Source organism: Flavobacterium melibiosi (genome assembly GCF_048158545.1).
In the GTDB taxonomy this organism is placed as follows: domain Bacteria; phylum Bacteroidota; class Bacteroidia; order Flavobacteriales; family Flavobacteriaceae; genus Flavobacterium; species Flavobacterium melibiosi.
This window is the reverse complement of sequence record NZ_JBLNKU010000009.1, coordinates 160,550-180,645: the sequence shown is the minus strand read 5'-3', so window position 1 is coordinate 180,645 and position 20,096 is coordinate 160,550. Positions and strand designations below refer to the sequence as shown.

9 protein-coding genes and 1 tRNA gene are annotated in these 20,096 nt (G+C 36.5%); 3 read left to right on the top strand and 7 right to left on the bottom strand.

Features of this window, described 5'->3' with window-relative positions; genetic code table 11:
* The 3 genes from ACM55F_RS12635 to ACM55F_RS12625 all read right to left on the bottom strand — a co-directional run.
* On the bottom strand, positions 1–3,800 hold a 3,800-nt coding region (locus tag ACM55F_RS12635), incomplete at its 3' end, for a beta strand repeat-containing protein (protein WP_416854153.1).
* 444 nt (positions 3,801–4,244) lie between these two features.
* Complete coding sequence (locus ACM55F_RS12630) at positions 4,245–9,200, bottom strand: LamG-like jellyroll fold domain-containing protein (protein ID WP_416854152.1); 4,956 nt, start codon at positions 9,198–9,200, stop codon at positions 4,245–4,247.
* Positions 9,201–9,770: 570 nt separating this feature from the next.
* Positions 9,771–15,386 (bottom strand): GEVED domain-containing protein, encoded by a 5,616-nt coding sequence (locus ACM55F_RS12625; protein ID WP_416854151.1) that lies wholly within the window; start codon positions 15,384–15,386, stop codon positions 9,771–9,773.
* A gap of 312 nt (positions 15,387–15,698) precedes the next feature.
* On the opposite strand from ACM55F_RS12625, the gene ACM55F_RS12620 reads away from it, so the two are divergent.
* Complete coding sequence (locus tag ACM55F_RS12620) at positions 15,699–16,373, top strand: TonB-dependent receptor plug domain-containing protein (RefSeq protein ID WP_416854149.1); 675 nt, start codon at positions 15,699–15,701, stop codon at positions 16,371–16,373.
* 84 nt (positions 16,374–16,457) lie between these two features.
* Here ACM55F_RS12620 and ACM55F_RS12615 read toward each other — a convergent pair whose 3' ends face one another.
* From ACM55F_RS12615 to ACM55F_RS12605, 3 genes are all read right to left on the bottom strand, one after another.
* Positions 16,458–17,018, bottom strand: a complete 561-nt coding sequence (locus ACM55F_RS12615; RefSeq protein ID WP_416854148.1) for a DUF6642 family protein — start codon at positions 17,016–17,018, stop codon at positions 16,458–16,460.
* A 54-nt stretch (positions 17,019–17,072) separates the two neighbouring features.
* Complete coding sequence (locus tag ACM55F_RS12610) at positions 17,073–17,567, bottom strand: hypothetical protein (RefSeq protein ID WP_416854147.1); 495 nt, start codon at positions 17,565–17,567, stop codon at positions 17,073–17,075.
* Between the two features lie 441 nt (positions 17,568–18,008).
* A tRNA-Met gene (locus tag ACM55F_RS12605) sits at positions 18,009–18,085 on the bottom strand.
* Between the two features lie 153 nt (positions 18,086–18,238).
* On the opposite strand from ACM55F_RS12605, the gene ACM55F_RS12600 reads away from it, so the two are divergent.
* Together ACM55F_RS12600 and ACM55F_RS12595 are read left to right on the top strand one after the other, a co-directional pair.
* The gene (locus tag ACM55F_RS12600) at positions 18,239–18,631 is read left to right on the top strand and encodes an START-like domain-containing protein (RefSeq protein WP_416854146.1); all 393 of its coding nucleotides are present in this window, start codon (positions 18,239–18,241) and stop codon (positions 18,629–18,631) included.
* 55 nt (positions 18,632–18,686) lie between these two features.
* Positions 18,687–19,526 carry an aminotransferase class IV gene (locus tag ACM55F_RS12595; RefSeq protein WP_416854145.1) on the top strand — a complete coding sequence of 280 codons (840 nt, stop codon included), beginning with the start codon at positions 18,687–18,689 and terminating at the stop codon, positions 19,524–19,526.
* Here ACM55F_RS12595 and ACM55F_RS12590 read toward each other — a convergent pair.
* A complete protein-coding gene (locus tag ACM55F_RS12590; protein ID WP_416854144.1) occupies positions 19,523–20,083 on the bottom strand; it encodes a YqgE/AlgH family protein in 561 nt (186 codons plus the stop codon). The two genes, ACM55F_RS12595 and ACM55F_RS12590, sit on opposite strands and share 4 nt — an antisense overlap.
* Positions 20,084–20,096 lie beyond the last annotated feature (13 nt).

Below are 20,096 nucleotides of genomic sequence, written 5' to 3'. Positions count from 1 at the left end.
GTAGGGGTTGGATATACAGTGATTGTATAAGTGCTGGCTGTTCCCGGACAACCATTTACGGTTGGCGTAACAGTTATGGTTGCGGATATAGTGGTTGCACCTGCATTTGTTGCAGTGAAAGCGGCGATATTTCCTGATCCTGAAGCGGCTAAACCAATAGCGGTATTGCTGTTAGTCCAGGTGAATGTTCCCCCTGCCGGAGTGCTTGCAAAACTGGTTACAGGAATTGTAGTTCCTTTACAAACAGCGATATTCGCCGGTACACTAACTGTAGGGGTTGGATTTACGGTAATTGTATAATTAGCAGAAACAATTCCGTTGCCACAAGCGTTAACGCCATAAACGGTAAGATTTCCAGAAGTTGCATTGGCAGCGAATGATATGGAAATGCTATTTGTTGAACCCGTGATTGTAGCACCTGTGCCGGAATAGGTCCAAGAGTAGCTAGTTGCATTTGCAATAGCACCAACGGAATACGCTACAGAAGCCTGAGCCTGGCATACTGTGGGGGTACCTGTTATTGTACCGGAAGCAACGGGTAATGGATTGACAGTAATGGCATAATTAGCAGAAACAATTCCGTTGCCACAGGCGTTAACGCCATAAACGGTAAGGTTTCCTGAAGTTGCATTGGCATCGAATGTTATGGAGACGCTATTTGTTGAACCTGTAATTGTAGCACCTGTGCCGGAATAGGCCCAAGAGTAGCTAGTTGCATTTGCAATGGCAGCAACGGAATAGGCTACAGAAGTCTGAGCCTGACATACTGTGGAGGTGCCTGTTATTGTACCGGCAGCAACGGGTAATGGATTGACAGTGATGGCATAATTAGCAGAAACGATTCCGTTACCACAGGCGTTAACCCCATAAACGGTAAGGTTTCCTGAAGTTGCATTGGCATCGAATGTTATGGAAATGCTATTTGTTGAACCTGTGATTGTAGCACCTGTACCGGAATAGGCCCAAGAGTAGCTAGTTGCATTTGCAATAGCAGCAACGGAATAGGCTACAGAAGTCTGAGCCTGACATACTGTGGATGTGCCTGTTATTGTACCGGAAGCAACGGGTAATGGATTGACAGTAATGGCATAATTAGCAGAAACGATTCCGTTGCCACAAGCGTTAACTCCATAAACGCTAAGGTTTCCTGAAGTTGCATTGGCAGCGAATGATATGGAAATGCTATTTGTTGAACCTGTGATTGTAGCACCTGTGCCGGAATAGGCCCAAGAGTAGCTAGTTGCATTTGCAATAGCACCAACGGAATAGGCTACAGAAGTCTGAGCCTGGCATACTGTGGGGGTACCTGTTATTGTACCGGAAGCAACGGGTAATGGATTGACAGTAATGGCATAATTCGCAGAAACGATTCCGTTGCCACAAGCGTTAACTCCATAAACGGTAAGGTTTCCTGAAGTTGCATTGGCAGCGAATGTTATGGAAATGCTATTTGTTGAACCTGTGATTGTAGCACCTGTACCGGAATAGGCCCAAGAGTAGCTAGTTGCATTTGCAATGGCACCAACAGAATAGGCTACAGTCTGAGCCTGGCATACTGTTGATGTACCAGTTATAGTACCGGCAGCAACAGGTAGTGGATTGACAGTAATGGCATAATTAGCAGAAACGATTCCGTTGCCACAAGCGTTAACGCCATAAACGGTCAGGTCTCCAGAAGTTGCATTGGCATCGAATGTTATGGAAACGCTATTTGTAGAACCCGTGATTGTAGCACCCGTGCCGGAATAGGTCCAAGAGTAGCTAGTTGCATTTGCAATAGCACCAACGGAATACGCTACAGAAGCCTGAGCCTGGCATACTGTGGGGGTACCTGTTATTGTACCGGAAGCAACGGGTAATGGATTGACAGTAATGGCATAATTAGCAGAAACAATTCCGTTGCCACAGGCGTTAACGCCATAAACGGTAAGGTTTCCTGAAGTTGCATTGGCATCGAATGTTATGGAAATGCTATTTGTTGAACCTGTGATTGTAGCACCTGTACCGGAATAGGCCCAAGAGTAGCTAGTTGCATTTGCAATAGCAGCAACGGAATAGGCTACAGAAGTCTGAGCCTGGCATACTGTTGACGTACCTGTTATTGTACCGGCAGCAGCGGGTAACGGGTTGACAGTAATGGCATAATTCGCAGAAACAATTCCGTTGCCACAGGCGTTAACGCCATAAACGGTAAGGTTTCCTGAAGTTGCATTGGCAGCGAATGTTATGGAAATGCTATTTGTTGAACCCGTGATTGTAGCACCTGTGCCGGAATAGGTCCAAGAGTAGCTAGTTGCATTTGCAATGGCACCAACGGAATACGCTACAGAAGTCTGAGCCTGGCATACTGTTGATGTACCTGTTATAGTACCGGCAGCAACGGGTAGTGGATTGACAGTGATGGCATAATTAGCAGAAACGATTCCGTTACCACAAGCGTTAACGCCATAAACGGTAAGATTTCCAGAAGTTGCATTGGCAGCGAATGATATGGAAATGCTATTTGTTGAACCCGTGATTGTAGCACCTGTGCCGGAATAGACCCATGAGTAGCTTGTTGCATTTGCAATGGCACCAACGGAATAGGCTACAGAAGTCTGAGCTTGGCATACTGTGGAGGTACCTGTTATTGTACCGGAAGCAACGGGTAATGGATTGACAGTGATGGCATAATTCGCAGAAACGATTCCGTTACCGCAAGCGTTAACTCCATAAACGGTAAGGTTTCCTGAAGTTGCATTGGCATCGAATGTTATGGAGACGCTATTTGTTGAACCTGTAATTGTAGCACCTGTACCGGAATAGGCCCAAGAGTAGCTGGTTGCATTTGCAATAGCACCAACGGAATACGCTACAGAAGTCTGAGCCTGGCATACTGTTGACGTACCTGTTATTGCACCTGCAACAACGGGTAGTGGATTGACAGTGATGGCATAATTAGCAGAAACAATTCCGTTGCCACAAGCGTTAACTCCATAAACGGTAAGGTTTCCTGAAGTTGCATTGGCGGCGAATGTTATGGAGACACTATCTGTTGAACCCGTAATTGTAGCACCTGTACCAGAATAGGCCCAAGAGTAGCTGGTTGCATTTGCAATAGCACCAACGGAATAGGCTACAGAAGCCTGAGCCTGGCATACTGTGGAGGTACCTGTTATTGTACCGGAAGCAACGGGTAATGGATTGACAGTGATGGCATAATTCGCAGAAACAATTCCGTTACCACAAGCGTTAACTCCATAAACGGTAAGGTTTCCTGAAGTTGCATTGGCAGCGAATGTTATGGAAATGCTATCTGTTGAACCTGTGATTGTAGCACCTGTACCGGAATAGGCCCAAGAGTAACTAGTTGCATTTGCAATAGCACCAACGGAATAGGCTACAGAAGCCTGAGCCTGGCATACTGTGGAGGTACCTGTTATTGTACCGGAAGCAGCGGGCAATGGATCGACTGTAAAAGTATCTATGCTGGTGCCGGTAACTGAACCTACAACTGAAATAGTTCCAGTTGTAGCGGTTGGAGGCAGTGTAGCAGTAATTTGAGTATCACTGTCGATAGTATAAGAAGCTGCTATGCCATTAAAATTTACGGAAGTTACCCCTACCACTATAAAATCAGTCCCGGTTATGATTACAGATGCACCGGAATTGATACAGGCATTACTTGGTGTAAAGCTTGATATTGACTGAGCAAAACTAGTACTGCTAATCAAAAAAGTAATCAAAAACAGGTAAAATATTTTTGATGCTTTTAATACTGAAGATAAATTTATATAGAATTTAAAGTAATTTTTTTCCATGATGCCTACACTTTAGAATCAAACGATTAATATTTTTATAAAATTTCATAGAGTGATCTATGCTATTTTTAGAAGTAAAATAATGTTTATTGTAGTGGTATTATTTTCAATGAAAAATTAATCAGCCTGTTGCTATTTTTTAAAATATCATTTTTTTAAAATTCAATTATAAAAAACAACACGAATGATTATGATTTGAGTACTGTATTATTTGCCTATTTTGGCTCATAATTTAATTGTACCTATTTCAAAATTAATGATTTAAATTGTAGATTTGTTAATAAGTATCTTTTTTTCGATAAAAGGATTTTATCTACCGACAAACTACTTGTTTTATGAAAAGTTAGTTTATTTCTACAATATTTCTTGAATTAGAATCAATTTTAATATAAAAAACTGCCTTTTTTAGACAGTTTTTTATATCCTAAGTTTATCCTCCTGGAATTATCGGATAATTATTTTTGTACTTAAATCTCCTTTTGTAGTTTGAGTTTTCACGATATATATGCCGGGAATTGTTTTTGTAATAGCTAACTGAATATTTTGTTGCTCTTGGTTTTCAATTTTCCAAGTACTTATCGTTTGTCCAATAGTATTAAATAATGATATTTTCGTAATGCTTATATCTAATGCATCATTATTGATTACAAGTATATTCCCATTTTGTAAATGAGTAATTTTGATATCATTGATATTATGATTGATAGATTTTAGATTAGTTTTTTGCTTTTTATAAGTAAAACGTAATGAAAAACGCGTGTTGTTTATACCTTTTGGTAAGCTTATTTCGAAAGCTTCACTGGTAATATCATGATAGGTATCGGTATCATTATCATAAATAAAAATAGTTTGTTTTGTAGGGAAGTTTTCTAATTCATCAATCATGAATTTTACAGTTCCTTCAGCATCTGTTTTTACTCCAATAGGATAAGAGGCATTTTTGTCAAAAAAACCTTCACCTTCAATAATCAGTTTGTTTTCTCCGTTCAATAAATACATATCATTTGGAAAGTTATCGATATTTAGCGCATCATAACCGTAATCCATTTCGCTGGTCGCATTTTCCTTCATGAATCCTAATAACACTTGTCTATGATAATTGTTATGGGAATTGAAACCTAAACGAATTCTTCTAAAATTGTCTTTTACCACTGGGTCGTTATCATTGTTTCCCCAAGTTTTGTCTTTATCGTTTTTAATTTTAAACATTACATTAGAATTCAAAGGGTCATTTTCTTTATGAAAGCCTCTTTGATTGTTGTCAAAAGTAACCGTACCACCTGAACCACTTTTTCCTATTACAAAAAAACCTTGTCCTACCGGAATGTATTGGTTAGGTATCCCTCTTGAAGGAGTTCCTGATTTACTTATAAAATCAACGTTTGCAGACGAAGGAGCTAATCCACCTGTCAAATTTCTTGCTGCATAGCCACCTTGATAATCACGTAAAACATGGGTGTTGTTAGTAGTGTAATGTTCCCAGAAATATAGGGTGCCATCTGTAATAGAATTTGAATTGTCATATATAAAAGCCTCTGCATCCAATGCAGACGGGTATGGATTACCAGTTAATAATAATTGATTTGCACCTACAGTATTTGTTATTGTACCATTGTTTGGTTTTCCAACAAAAGTATAATTTTGAGTTCCTGATATTGCTCCACTTCCTTTTAATGTAAATCCTTTACCAACTTGTAATGATATTGTTTCTCTTATCTGTTTCCAATTGGCGTAGGCATTTGGTAAATTATCAAATTTAAAAATCCAGTACCTTGCCAGACTAATAGGAGCGGTTGGTGATCCATTGTAGCCTCCAATCCAGTTAATGTTTTTTGGTGTAGTTGTAGTACCGTCTTTCATTATTGCGCCAACAGTATAATTGGTGTTATTGGCAATAGTGTTTATAGGACTTACGGGAGAACTCCAATAATTGTAATTGTATAGGTTTGATTGTCCTTGCTGGTCTCTTTCTATAGATCCGGAACTCGTAACATCTAAGTCACTATCAGTAGTTTGAACTAACTGGGACATTCCCACTAAATCTATCTTTCCATCTAGTTTCAAATAACTGGAGACTTCAATTTTAGAGTTATTTTCAGCACGTAATGTATTACTATTTACTAATAATCCCAAAACAGTCTTATTGTTATTGGAAGTAATGTTATGTGCCGTTTTGACTATATTCCAATCTATTATTGTTGCACCGTCTATACCAATACTATACGGCACATCCCAAACAGGATAATTAGTCCAAGTGGCATCAGTTTCCCAATTACCATCAGCTCCAGAGGTATAAGGTATTGGGGCAGTATCAGGTTCTGGAACATAAATGCCTTTCAATTTACCATTTTTGGAGTTGCCGGATTTATCTACTAAATAGCCATTGTTGATGTCGTTTGCTCTATTCATTTGATAATAACCGGACAAATTAGGCCAAGATAATCCACTGATGTTTTTGGGCACAATTACTCCTTTTACATTGCCGCTACCATCATTTGTGATTTCCTGATTCATCATTTGACGAATTTGATCAGTTGTTAAAGTGGTATTCCATATGCGCAGTTCATCTGCATAACCATTATAATAATTATAGGGTGTGTCCGTGTTTTGACTCATCGCACCCACAATGTAATCGATACTATTCAATGTTGGGTTCATGCCTGAAGCGATTTTGTCTAATATTCCGTCAATGTATAATTTATAGTCAGTCCCGTTGAAAGTAACCGCAATATGATACCATCTGTTTATGTCAATTGCATGATTGGCGATTATGGAATTATTGTTCCAATTGAACGAAATGCGATTGTTCACTAGTCTTAAATCATAGCCGTCAGTCGAGCTTGGACTAAGGTGTTTTGAAATTATAGTTTGTGTATTACCATTAGTAGCGTTCGATTTTACCCAAACTTCTATGCTGAAATTACCACTGTCTAAATTAAAGTTATTTTTAAAGTTGATGTTGTCATCAATTCCATCAAAATTAACAACATTACAAAGTTCAAGTGTAATTAATACATCATCTGTTGTGTCGCAACTGGTGGTAGTCCATCGTAAGGTGTACACGCCTACATTTGGACTAAAAAACGTTGAACTTGGACTTGTGCTATCCGAAAAAATTTCACCGCCTCCTGAAGGACCGGTTACTATGGACCAAGTCCCGTTAGCTCCAGCGGATGCATTCAATGTTACATATTCTCCTCCGCAAGAAGCTATTTGGTTTGGTCCTGCCAGTGATGATAAGCAGGAACTTGCATCTATGGCTACTTTAATAGAACCGTCAATGGGTAAATGGCAAGAGGTGTTGTCATATCCTTGAAAAAAATATCTTGTAAACGGAGATCCTGATATAGCACCAGTACCTGTAATGGTACCTGTTTCTAATGATACTTCGGGACTACAACCAGCATTTAGTATAACAGCACAATCTTCTGTGACCTTAAGATCAAAACTTAAATCGGCATATATATATTCAGGATGATTAGTCGTTATAGGTAAAGTGCCTAAATTCCAAATGATTTTATTTGTTGCGGAATCAAAATAAGGGACGTTACTTGTGGTAAAACCGTTGTAGGTGTTGTATAAAATAGTTCCTCCTGTATTAAAAATGGCAGTTGCCGGAATGGGAATCGAAATTACCGTGTTATTTGTGGCTTCTGTTCCTTCATTGGTGATGTCTAATGAATAATTGATTGTTTGTCCAGGAGATGCATTTAAAACGGGAGGGTTTGGAATATTATTAATTGAAGTTACGCTTATTAATCCTTTGGGTTCAGGAATATAGGCATCTACTGACATCGCAAAACCGAATATGGTAAATACCTCATAAGTGGATCCAAACCTAAAAGTAGTAGAGGTTTGATTGTGGCCTATGACCGTATTTCCAGTATTTGGAATGGTAAACATACTGAAATCAACCCCTGTATTGTTTTGTATATTAGGGGTTCTCGTTCCAGTAGGGAATATAGAAGAATTAAAGAAATTATCTTCCGTGTTACCAGCATGCGCCAGTGTTAAATAATTAGTAGTGTTATAAGGGGTTAGTGGGCTGTTTAATTTTTGTACGGCTAAATAATCAGTTCTTCCTGTTGCAGTTCCTACATCTCCTTCAGCCGCCATTACTCCGAGTTTCATGTTTACAGGGCCTGAGCCTACCGTGGTAAATCCTGAAATGGGAATATTTCCATATTCACCTCTAAGGTTAGCATCAGGATTAGTATTGTTTAGTTGTCCGTTTACAAAAGCATAACCGTCAAAAAGAGTTACGGCACGACTTTTCATTACCGGATTTTCGTAAATAACAACCATTACCCAGCCTCCAGAATATCCTGGATTGGTATTTGTTCCTTCTACTAAAGCAATATCGGCAACCGTATAGGCTCCTGGACCGTGAGTTTTAACATAATCGGTGATTTCCTGATAACCAACAAAAATTCCACTTTGGGCAGCTCCGGGAAAACGAATATCTGAATTGGCTATTACAGTAGTATAAGAGGTAGCACCAGGGCCTTTTAAAGAAATTACTTTTTTGTCGTAATTTTTTGTAAGTGTTGTATATGCAGGAATGGTACCTGAAACATTAACTGAAGCAGAGGAGTTGCTTTGAGTGTCCAGTGTGTTTAAATTTGTAGCTGTACTTCTGATTAATTGATTGATTTTTAAATTTATCGTTCCATCTGTTATTGTATAGGGTGTTGTGAGAGTGGCAGTTGCTGTGGATCCTGATATAGTAATTGTTGCAGGAATATTTGTGATCGTGCCACCATTTACGGAAAGCGTTATGGTTGCTGGTGCCGCATTATTAGTATAATTAAAAACGTAGGTATTACCATTTCCAGTAAAAGTATAAATTGGGCTTCGATTACTGTTACTTGGATTATCTCTAGTTATATTTAAATGGTAATTTGTATTAGTAATATCTTGATTGTGATTTACAGTTAAATTATTATTGATTGTTTCGGTACCACTTTGTACTTGTTTTGAAACTGTAAATGTATCCGTATCCTGTGATTTCCCGGTCCAATAAAGTCCTGCAAAAATAACGGTGGAACAATTTTGTACAGCACTATTTTCACCTCCATTAGAAAGTTCAAGTGTGGAAATAGAGGAATTCCAAGTATTGGAATCACCATCTATATCTACGTATTGCATCGCACTACCTTCGTTGTTAGTTGTGTTGCCATAATTAACAAGGGTTAGGTTAGTGTTGCCTAGCATGGTAAAATCACCCTTGACATTATATATTGTTTGGGCGGGTGTAGCTGAGGAAGTTCTTTGCGAAAAATTAACTTGTGGAGATGTCTGTGTTTGAGCCTTTATGTGTGTAGGTATAACAAAGGATAGTATTGAAAATACTAAAAATATTAAATTGTACTTTGTTTTTTTTATGTAAATTTTATTCATGATTTTCTACTGTTTAATTAATTATGTACAACCTTTTTTAGGTTGATACAGATTACTTTTAAAAAGTATTTTTTATATTAATGATTTAAAGTTATGTATTTGGTTTTGTTTGACAGATTAAAAGCTTTTAAAATCGATTAAATACACTTTAAATAAAATTTTGTACGTAAAATAATATAAAAATATGTTTATTTTTTAAAATAAATGACTTGATTAAATGGGATATTTTTCTTATAAAATAGAAGTAAAGTACTGTTGCTATTATAAGTTTTTTATTGGCTAATAATAAGGAAAGAAAATATTTGAAAAAGACTTTAAGTGCACTGCTTAAGTTTCATTTCAAAACTTAGTTTTGAAATGAATTACTAACTTTTTGAACATTTTTTGTAAAGGAATTTTTTTAGTATTAGAATAGATTCATTCAAATATTTGGTTAATAATCCCGCAAACTACTTCTGTCTTTTTTGATTCCTTTCTCCTTGTTTTTAAGGTGAGCTGAATGGTAACTTTTTTTTGGACGAAAGTATTCCGTAAAAAAAACCATCCGAATGAGTGGATGGTTTTTAAGATTTAGTAAATTATTTTTTTAGAAACAATAGTATCATCATCGAGTGTGATTTTTACAATCAAACCTGAAGTAGTTTTATTTAAGTGATTCAAAGTGAATTGTAACGTATTTACCCTTTTATAACTATCAATTTTTCGACCTAACACGTCATAAACCACTATGTTTTTAATAAGCTGATTAGAAGATTGAACTGTCACATTTTGATTGACAATAATATTTACATGATTGGATAAATGAAATGTAGCTGTAGATAAATTAAATGTTTCTATTACTAAATTTTTCTTGGTGTAGCGAAGTATAAAACGGTCAATAAAATCGCCTATTTTAGTATTAAAAACATATGGTTTTTTTTTTAGATTATGAATCAGACCTAATTCTTTATCTTCTAAGTAGATGTCATGAGCATCAAAAAGACCATCAACATGATCTATACGAATTGATAAATCACCAGTAATTGTAGCGGTATAACCTAATTGTACCTGATCATTTTCATCAAATGGTAATCCTCGACCTTGAATCGTTAATTGCCCTTGTGGAATAATAGAGTAGAAAGTTACTTTATTTCCTCCTAAAGCTTCGCCATCATAACTCCTATCCAAATCTTTTGTGGCTCCTGCTAAATAGCCCACTAGAGTCTGACTAAATGCGCCGGAATTATTAGTTAAATTCAACCAAATTCTATGTTTTTTTTCTGTTTTGGGAGTTACAAATTTAAAGAAATCACTATTTTGGCTTACTACACGCATAGTATTATCAAATGTTGCGTTTAGCGTTGTTCCATTTGTCATGCCATTAGCTGCTTTTACAAAAAAAGATTGACCGCTAGCGATAAATCCAGAAGGTGCAGGACCTCCAGAAGATGCGGGTCTAGTGGAGGTACCTCCGGTTGTATTAAAAGCGGCATAGTCATTCTTAGTGTAATTCAAAACATAATCACCATAAAATGGGTCTGGTGCTGCCAAACTTGGTTGTGAGTTATGCGTCCAGATATAAATTGTTCCATTTATGACGGGTACATTAGCAGCTAGATTTAAGAATTTTGTTGCGTCAAGTCCAGATGCATATGGATTTCCAATAAGGTTCCATTCATCATTTTCACTATCTACGATTCCTACTAAACCACCTTTTTTTATAGGTGCTAAAATAGCTCCGTTATTAGGTGTACCAATAAAAGTTGCGGTATATGGTGTTTTACTTGAAGTATAAAAGTTTGGAGCTCGCAAAATATAGCCTTTACTAGGATCCATGACCGTAGCAGCATTCTCTTTTTTCCAATTACCGGCTCCATTATTAACTGTTGGTATCCAAGAATATATATAGGAAGTATTCGGAGATAAATTTCCTAAAGTAAAATTAGATGCAGCTGTGACAGGTGAGTTCCAGTAGGTATAATCGAGTTTAGATATTGAAGGTGTAATTCTTTGAATATTTACTATTCCAGAATTATTCGAATTGTTGATTTGTACCAGACTGGCTTTGTCTCTTACATTAAAAATACCACCTGAATTTACATTAACCCATTCCGTAACGGTTAGATTACTGGTTGTTAGTAGTTCCAGATTACCGGTTGATTTAACCGTTAGGTTTTTTGCGTAAGCAAGGTAATTATTGTCAGGAATCACGGATATATTTGGAATGATCACGCAATTAGTTGATGTAGGAACTCCCGCTGGACTCCAGTTGTTGGCATTGTTCCAGTCGCTTGTTACTCCTTTCCAAATTTTAGAAGTGTTTGTTACTGTTATGTCTTTGGAAGCTGAACAACCATTAGCTAATACCGGGTTCGCGGTAAAAGTATAAGTTCCAGTTTCTAATTGGGCTAAAGTAGGTTTTACATATACAGTTGCTATTGGTGTTCCTGTTAGGTATGGAATTGTACATGTAGCATCTGAGAAGGCCTGTACAGGAGTAGAACTCGTCCAATTAAAAGAAGTGTTGTATGGTTTGAATCCAAATAATTTAAAATCATCTATAGCAACTCCATCACACCATTCTCCATAATAGCGGATGCGAACTCTTAGATTAGGCATGTTGATATACGCATTCAAATTAAAGGTTTTGGTGTCAAAACGGGTTCCATAACCTACATCGGATGTATAACGAGTGAGCTCAGTCCATGTACTTCCACTATTTGTTGAAACCTCCACGGTCGCATAGTCCTGAGTTAAATTATTACCATCTATATAATAACGAGAATAATACATTTTGAAACTTAATGTCAAATCCAAGAAATTAGTCGAATTGACCGTTGGGGATTGCAAAGTATTTTGAATATTGTAGGAACCAACATCAGAAGTAGTCATGGCAAATTTGTTTGTGCCAAAACCGGAAGAGATTGCTGGAAACCAAACCTGTTCAGCCGGTACAAAAGGACTAGTTCTACTTTGCCAAGCTGTTTTGCTGTTGACGTCAGTATAGCTTGTAATAGTGTTGTTTGTAAATACACCCAAACCGCTTTCAAAATTTTCATTGATAAGGTATACTTGTTGGGTATCTCCGGATGCTGATAATGCTATAATGGTCTCTTCTCCACAAACTGTAGGGTTGTTTGGTGTAAAAGTTAAGGTTGGAACTGGACTTATTTTTGCTGTAACTGCTGTTCGTTCTAATGATTCACAACTTCCATTATAAGCTGTTACATAATAAGTGGTAGTAGATGATAAAGAAGGTGTTGTCCAGCTTCCAGTAGTAGTTTCAATATATGTACCTCCTGTTTCAGTGGTGTACCAACGGTATTTTGTTGTGTCAGCAGCACCCATGGCTACCAAATTTACAGTTCCGTTTCCACAGGTTTCACCATCAGTAACACTGGTAATTAATGATGAACAACTGGCAATAACAGTAAAAAGATAGTCCTCGGTCTCGCCAGGATAATTTATATTTAGGCAAGAAGTGAATGTTGGGGTTGAATTCGAATCATAAGGTGCTTTAGTGTCTCTACTGTTAATTCTTATGCGAACCCTGTAGTCACCAACTGGTGTAGCGGCTGGTATTATAAACCCAAAAGTGGTGGAGTAGGTTGATATTCCTCCCGTGTCATAAACCATTTCGCCAGAATCTTCAAAATCACCATCCCTGTTCCAATCTACCCATGCCTTCATAAAAGAGGTATTTAATGCCTGAACAAACATATTGATACCTTCGCCTTGTGCCTGTTTGGCCTTATTGGCAAAAGCACTGAAGTCTTGGTAGCCTAATGGGCTTGATGAATAAGTAGAATTATTAGAGGTGTCATTTAAGGTTCCAATAAAACTAACAGTACTGATGTATCCATTATCTTGATAACCAGACGTTATCGAGGGTTTGCAGTAGTTGCTTGCAACAATCGTTGCTGCATTTCCGTTTAGTGTGAGAGTCGTTTTGTATAAAGGGCCTCCAATACATTGTGCATTGTATGGGAATACGAAAATATAGTATGTAGTTGTAGACAAAAGGCCAAGGGCTGTAAAAGTATTGTTACTATCATTATCTACAACAACATTGGATCCTCCCAAAGCAGTCGAGCCAATTATGTAATTTGTACCATTTGATGGGGCAGGTGTTGTTCCCGAGGTGTTGATTACAACCAGATAATTATCCGCAGCTGGACTTGCTAATGTAAATGAGCCTGCAATTGCGCTTCCTGTTGGAGTTAAGCTCAGGACTGTTGCGGATGCACTAGGAACCACGCAAGTCGGTGCGTTTGAAAGAGTAACGGTATAGTCCTCCGTTTCTCCGTAAGTGCCACTCATGGTACAACTTGAAGAGGCATTAATTGTTGCGCTATAACCGTATCGTACCCGCATTCTGGTTTGTCCGGTATTGGCTACTGTCGGAATAGGTATTGCTACTGAGGTAGTTGTATTGGCGGCGATACCATTACCAATTAAGAAAAATTCTCCGCTATCACTAAAATCACCATTTTGATTAAAATCTATCCAAACTCCTGCACCATGAGTTCCAGTACCAGCACCTACACTTAGATTTAAAGTGTAGGTTGTACCTTTTGTTACAGCAGTTGTTTGTGTCCCTATAGCGGCATAATTGGTATAGCCTCCAGTTTCGCAGTTTGTTGCATTGTTTAAAGTATTGAAGATTATCTTGCTGATATAGTCATTCGAGTTGCAGTTTAAATTACCGGATGGTATGCAATATGTTGGGGAGAGGGTTGAAGTACTTCCAGATAAAGGGAGAGTTGTCCTGTATATCGAACCTCCGGAACAAGAGGAATTGTTATAGGGGAAAACATAAATGTAATACATGGTCGATGCCAAAAGTCCAGAAATCGTAAATGTATTGTTGCTATCAGTGTCTGCAACAACATTAGATCCTCCTAAAGCAGTTGAACTCACTGTGTAAGTTGTTCCGTTTACAGGACTTGGAGGTGTACTTGAAGTACTAATCACCACTAAATAGTTATCTGCAACTGGACTGGAAAGTGTAAAAGAACCAGCTATTGCAGTGCTTGCCGGGGTTAAGCTCAGCGTTGAGGCTGATGCTGTTGGGGCAACACAAGCCACAGTACCTATGATATTAACGGTGTAGTCCTCCGTTTCTCCGTAAGAACTGGAAGAATTGCCACAAGACTGTGAGTTGTTAAGTGCAGAATCATCGCCGCCACGTATCCTCATTCTGGTGTTTCCTAATGTGGCAGTAGCGGGTATAAGAATGTTTACAATGACAGTTCCATTAGAACCAGCGTTAGAAGAGATAGCTCCTTCGGATGTTTGAAAGACACCGTCTTGATTAAAATCAATCCAAACACCAACATATTGCGCCGAATCGGAACCTAAGGTTACGGATACTGAAGCCGTCGAGGATTGTGTAAGATTAGGCACGGTAACGGTATTGTAAAAAGTATAATAGGGTGTGGCAGATGTTCCGGTGGAATTATTTAAGGTTCCTAAAGTTACATTTGCAATTTGATCCGTTGTACCAGATCCTGATGTATAAGTAGGGGTACAGTAAGTTATGGGAAGGCTAGTGTTCTCAATAATACTTATATCATCGATGTAGATAGTAGAGAATTGTCCGCCCTGTGATCCCGATACAACCTGAATTCCCACATATTTATTTTCAGTCGTCGATGCCTGAAAAGTTATGGAAAACTGCACATAGCTTGAAGTTGTAACATTAGCAGAAACAGGGTTTAAAATGAGATCACTTCCTGCGGCATTATTCATATCTGTATTAGTATTACCAGTTGATTTTTTAATTTTCAAAGTGGAGACAGCTCCTGATGCTTTGGCCCAAACTGAAATGGTATAATACCTTCCGGCTATAAAAAAAAATTGATTCGAAGTAATAATGGAGCCTGTGAAACTAATATTTTTAGCCGTAGCTATCATTTCACCAGATTTTGTTCCTGTTCTTGAAGCACCCGTAAATGGTTGGGTAATGGTAACATTTGCTCCGGCACTTGCTGTAAAAGTAGCATCGCTTGTTTCAAACCCAGAGGTAAAAAGAGTGGTTTGTGCACCTAACTGCCCAGCTGAGAAAAACATCATTAGTACTAGAAAAGCGACTAAAGAACTGCTTTTATTTTGTTTTTCTTTTGGGGTAGTAAAGAAAGAAAGAGGATGGAGGGGTATTGTGGATTTTAACGAATCGGTATTCTTGGAAAAGTAATTTTTAATCATAAATTCCTACTAAATATAATTTTATAGGGGGTAAAATTACTGTAATATTTAAAAAATACAACATTTACGTATTAAAATGTTATATTTTTTTATTTTCAATCGAGTGTTTTATTAATTTCATTGACGATTGTAGCTTATTTATGAAAATTAAGAGATTTTTAACTTTATTTTTTTTAAGCGATTTTGCATGTAAAGAAAGCTTTGTATTAGAACGATTTTGCATCATCATGAACGGAAAGTCATCAGTCCTAATGAATTCAGTTTTAAAGCTTTTTTTTTATATATTTATAAAAATTTATAAATCATTACATTATGAAAATTTCTAAAGTACTATTGTTTATTTTGTTATTATTTGTTGGTTTTGGCTATGCGCAAAACAAGCTTACTGGTAAGGTTGTCAATAGTAAAAGTAAACCAGTTGCAAATGCTAAAATATACTTAGATTCCATTTATTCCAATGTAACCACAAACAGCATGGGTGAATTTGAGGTCTTGCTTCCTGAAAAAGTTAGTACGATTAATGTTTATTCTACTCAATATGGGTTATTGTCTTCTAAATTAAATAATGAAGATATCATGAATTTCATGTTTTTAGAATCCGACAAATCCATGAAAGAACGAACAAAAAAAGGAGATAAGATTACAATTGGATATTCTAAAGAAAATCAAAAATATCAGGTTCTTAATTCAGAAAGTATAGGAGTAGAAAAGGATAAAAATACTGCCATATACAACACTATATATGATCTCATAAGAGGCCGTTTAGCAGGAGTTACAGTTTCAAGAGATAACAGGATAACCATTAGAGGGGTGAGTTCTGTTCGTAATATCTCAGATCCGTTATTTGTTGTTGATGGAATGATTGTTTCAAGTATCGATTATATATCACCTAATAATGTGAAAAACATAAGTGTTTTAAAGGGAGCTGATGCTGCTACTTATGGAGCTCAGGGATCCAGTGGTGTTATATTAATAACAACTAAGTAAGCAACCCAGTACTGGCTCAGGGAAGTAATGTCACTCTTTGTGTGTACGGATTAGAAAGCCGCGTTAGCGTGGGAGATTCCATTTTTAATAATACAATCTAAAATCGAGTAGTTTACAAAGGGCATAGTGTTTTTTATATAATTCTTCTACTATTTCAACGACATTACCCTGTTCTTTAAATAAGCCAAAGAAAGCTTTGTCTAGGGGAATGCTGGTCAATTTATTGAATGCCGCTCCATAACCGGAAACTGCACGTGCTCCTGTAATGTCTAAAAAGTATTGTGCTTCTTCCTGGCTTAAGTCTAATACCTTTGCATTTGCGAAATGCAAAATTTTTCCTGTCATTTTTCCTTCAAAGAGCTCGGCTATTTCTTCTAAACTATAGTAATACTCATTGAGGCAAATAGTATTTCCCTCACCTTGCATTACTAAGTAGATTATTTCATAATCCTTAAAATTATGGTCCTCATAGAGTAATGCGTTTAAACTTTCTTCTAATCCTTCAATAGTATCACAAGTTTTATAAATGCTTGTAATACCTTGTTCAAAGGCTAATCGTTCTAAGTTTTTGACCACTTCAGTAGTGGTGTCATTTTCTACATCAGGAACCGCTTCGAGGCAGAAAATAAATTTATCGTAATCCATGAAATTTAGTTTATTTAAATTATCTATTAGGGTTGTTTTATTATGGATAATATATTACTCTTCATCGTCATCAAAAAAAGCATTGAGGTCAAAATCATTTTCAGTCGCTGTACCTTGCTCGCTTGGTGGAATGGCTCCTGGAGGATTGAATAACCCCCAATCGTCCCAGATATGGTTATTGGTGTCAAAACTGGCTGTCCATTCTATAAACAATAGCCTAAAATCGTTTAACTCTTTGCGAATGAGTTGGACATATTCTAATTCTTTATAGTTCTTATGCAATCGTAAACTGCCTACTTGGACATATAAGTGCATAGCATGTTCTCTAATTATTGCCGCATTTTGCATGCGGATGCTGTACAAATCGCCTCCTTCTGCACCAGCAATTTTCGTAGTAATAATCATGGTATCTTCCCGCATTAAGTGTTTAGTGTCTTGTATGTATGTATCTTCTTCAGGAAGCGAAGCTGCTAAGCTTTCTACTAATTGATAAATCAATTCTGCTTTTTGAAAGATTGGAAGATTGTGGTTTTTGTCTAAGCGGGGCATTTATTTATTTTTTTAGGGCTTTGATACTTATCCTTGTATAGTCCGGTTTTTCAAATCTGAGAAAGCGGGGTTGATTATGTTTGTGGGTTCGGATTCTACAGCCTGATGTCACAAAATTACTGAAGAATAAAATTCGTTGTTAATATTTAACAATAAATAGTTATGAGCCCTTAGATAAAAACTCAGGACTGACTCTGTTATACTTATTTCTAATGTAAAAAATAACTCCGAAACGAGGATACTTCGGAGAGTAGAATTTATAGTTGTGAGTACGGATTGCAAATTTGCTTTTACTTTACATTTGATAAAAATAGAAGAAGGAGCACTAAAAATTCCAATCTTTGAAGTTTAATGTGTCGCGCCTAGGGTTAGTGTATGAGGGAATAGGGCAAATTTTAAACATAAAAAAACCCTAACATATTGATGTTAGGGTTTTTGCTTTGGTAGCGAGACCGAGATTTGAACTCGGGACCTCAGGGTTATGAATCCTGCGCTCTAACCGACTGAGCTATCTCGCCATAATTAGGGTGGAAAACCATCCCTGAATGCGGGTGCAAATATAAAAATAATATTACAGCTTGCAAGTATATTTTTAAGAAAAAAAAATATTTTTAAAAATCCTTTTTTTTCGGACTTATATTCTTATATTTCACAAAAATTAAATGTAGCTCATGGATCAAAAAGTACGTTACGAAATCGAGTTTCCCATAAATTCTTCGCCTCAATTATTATATCAATATATATCGACTCCATCCGGTTTGTCAGAGTGGTTTGCCGATAATGTAAATTCTCGTGGAGAATTTTTCACTTTCATTTGGAATGATTCCGAAGAAAAAGCAAGACTTGCTTCTAAGAAGTCTGGTGAAAAAGTAAAATTCAAGTGGGTTGACGAAAATAGTAAAGACACGGAGTATTTTTTTGAATTGCATATTTTAGTTGATGAACTAACTAAGGATGTCTCTTTAATGGTTGTTGACTTTGCTGATAAAAATGAAGTAGATGAAGCAACACAACTGTGGGAAAATCAAATTTCTGATTTGAAACATCTAATAGGTTCTGTATAGAAAAATCATATTTTATGACTTATATTTGCCCTAAACAAAATTTAGGGCTTTTTTTATGATTAATTTTAATGGAACAATAGTGTCTCAAGATGCTAATATATTGACACAGAACCGCGCTTTTTTATATGGTGATGCCGTTTTCGAAACGGTTAAAATAATAAATAATAAAATTCTTTTTTTAGAAGATCATTATTTTAGATTAATGTCTTCTATGCGAGTGGTTCGAATGGAAATTCCAATGAATTTTACCATGGAATATTTTGAAGAGCAAATACTTTCCCTAGTTAAAAATAATACTTTAGTTGACTCGGCACGAGCCAGAATTACGGTTTATAGAAATGACGGAGGCTACTACTTGCCACAAAATAATACGATTTCTTTTTTGATTCATGCAATAGCACTTGAAAAAACAATGTACTCAATTGAACAAAAGGAATATGAAGTAGATTTATATAAAGACTTTTATGTGACTAAACAATTGCTTTCGTCCATAAAAACAACGAATAAAATTATAAATATAACAGGTAGTATTTATGCAAATGAAAATGGATTAGACAATTGTATTTTGTTGAATGACAGTAAGAATGTTGTTGAAGCTTTACAAGGAAATATTTTTATGCTACTGGGTAATAAACTGATTACTCCACCTGTTTCGGAAGGGTGTTTGAATGGTGTCATGAGAAAACAAATTTTGGGCTTAGCCAAAAAAATAGAACATATAGAGGTTTTAGAAGATGTGATTTCTCCATTTGATCTCCAAAAAGCAGATGAATTATTTATTACAAATGTTATAAAAGGCATACAGCCTATTACAAAATATCGAAAAAAAGAATTTACAACTAAATTAGCAAATGTATTAGTTGAGAAACTGAACGAAGTGGTTAGAAGTGTTTAATTTAAATAAGGATTCTCTGGAGCATTGGACCATATGAGATATTCTCCGCCTAATTCCATAATTTGCTCTTTCCAGAAATGGGCCGCTGATTTTCCTATGATTTTATTCTCATAATTGTTTTCAGTGATAATCCACGAATTACACTCCATTTCTGTTTCCAGTTGGTCTTCTTCCCAACCAGTATATCCTAAAAAGAAGCGAATGTTATTTTTACTTATTTTTCCTAAATTGATGAGTTCTTTTGCAGATTCAAAATCACCTCCCCAATAGATACCATTTGAAATTTCGACACTATTAGGAATCAACTCAGGGATGTCGTGGATAAAATAAAGATTATCTTGTTCTACTGGCCCTCCATTGTAGATTTTGAATCTTGCATCAATATCTGGTATCAGATCGTGGATGGTATATTTCAAAGGTTTATTTATAATAAAACCAACAGAACCATCTTTATTATGGTCTGCTAATAATATTACGGATCTACTAAATGATAGATCTCCAAATATAGAAGGCTCTGCTATAAGTAGATGTCCTTTTTTTAATTTTTCTGAAATCATAACGGCTAGTTTT

Coding starts and splice junctions, on each gene's coding strand:
- ACM55F_RS12620 (WP_416854149.1), top strand. CDS start 15,699: ATGAAAATTTCTAAAGTACTATTGTTTATTTTGTTATTATTTGTTGGT.
- ACM55F_RS12600 (WP_416854146.1), top strand. CDS start 18,239: ATGGATCAAAAAGTACGTTACGAAATCGAGTTTCCCATAAATTCTTCG.
- ACM55F_RS12595 (WP_416854145.1), top strand. CDS start 18,687: ATGATTAATTTTAATGGAACAATAGTGTCTCAAGATGCTAATATATTG.
- ACM55F_RS12625 (WP_416854151.1), bottom strand. CDS start 15,386: ATGATTAAAAATTACTTTTCCAAGAATACCGATTCGTTAAAATCCACA.
- ACM55F_RS12590 (WP_416854144.1), bottom strand. CDS start 20,083: ATGATTTCAGAAAAATTAAAAAAAGGACATCTACTTATAGCAGAGCCT.
- ACM55F_RS12610 (WP_416854147.1), bottom strand. CDS start 17,567: ATGCCCCGCTTAGACAAAAACCACAATCTTCCAATCTTTCAAAAAGCA.
- ACM55F_RS12630 (WP_416854152.1), bottom strand. CDS start 9,200: ATGAATAAAATTTACATAAAAAAAACAAAGTACAATTTAATATTTTTA.
- ACM55F_RS12615 (WP_416854148.1), bottom strand. CDS start 17,018: ATGGATTACGATAAATTTATTTTCTGCCTCGAAGCGGTTCCTGATGTA.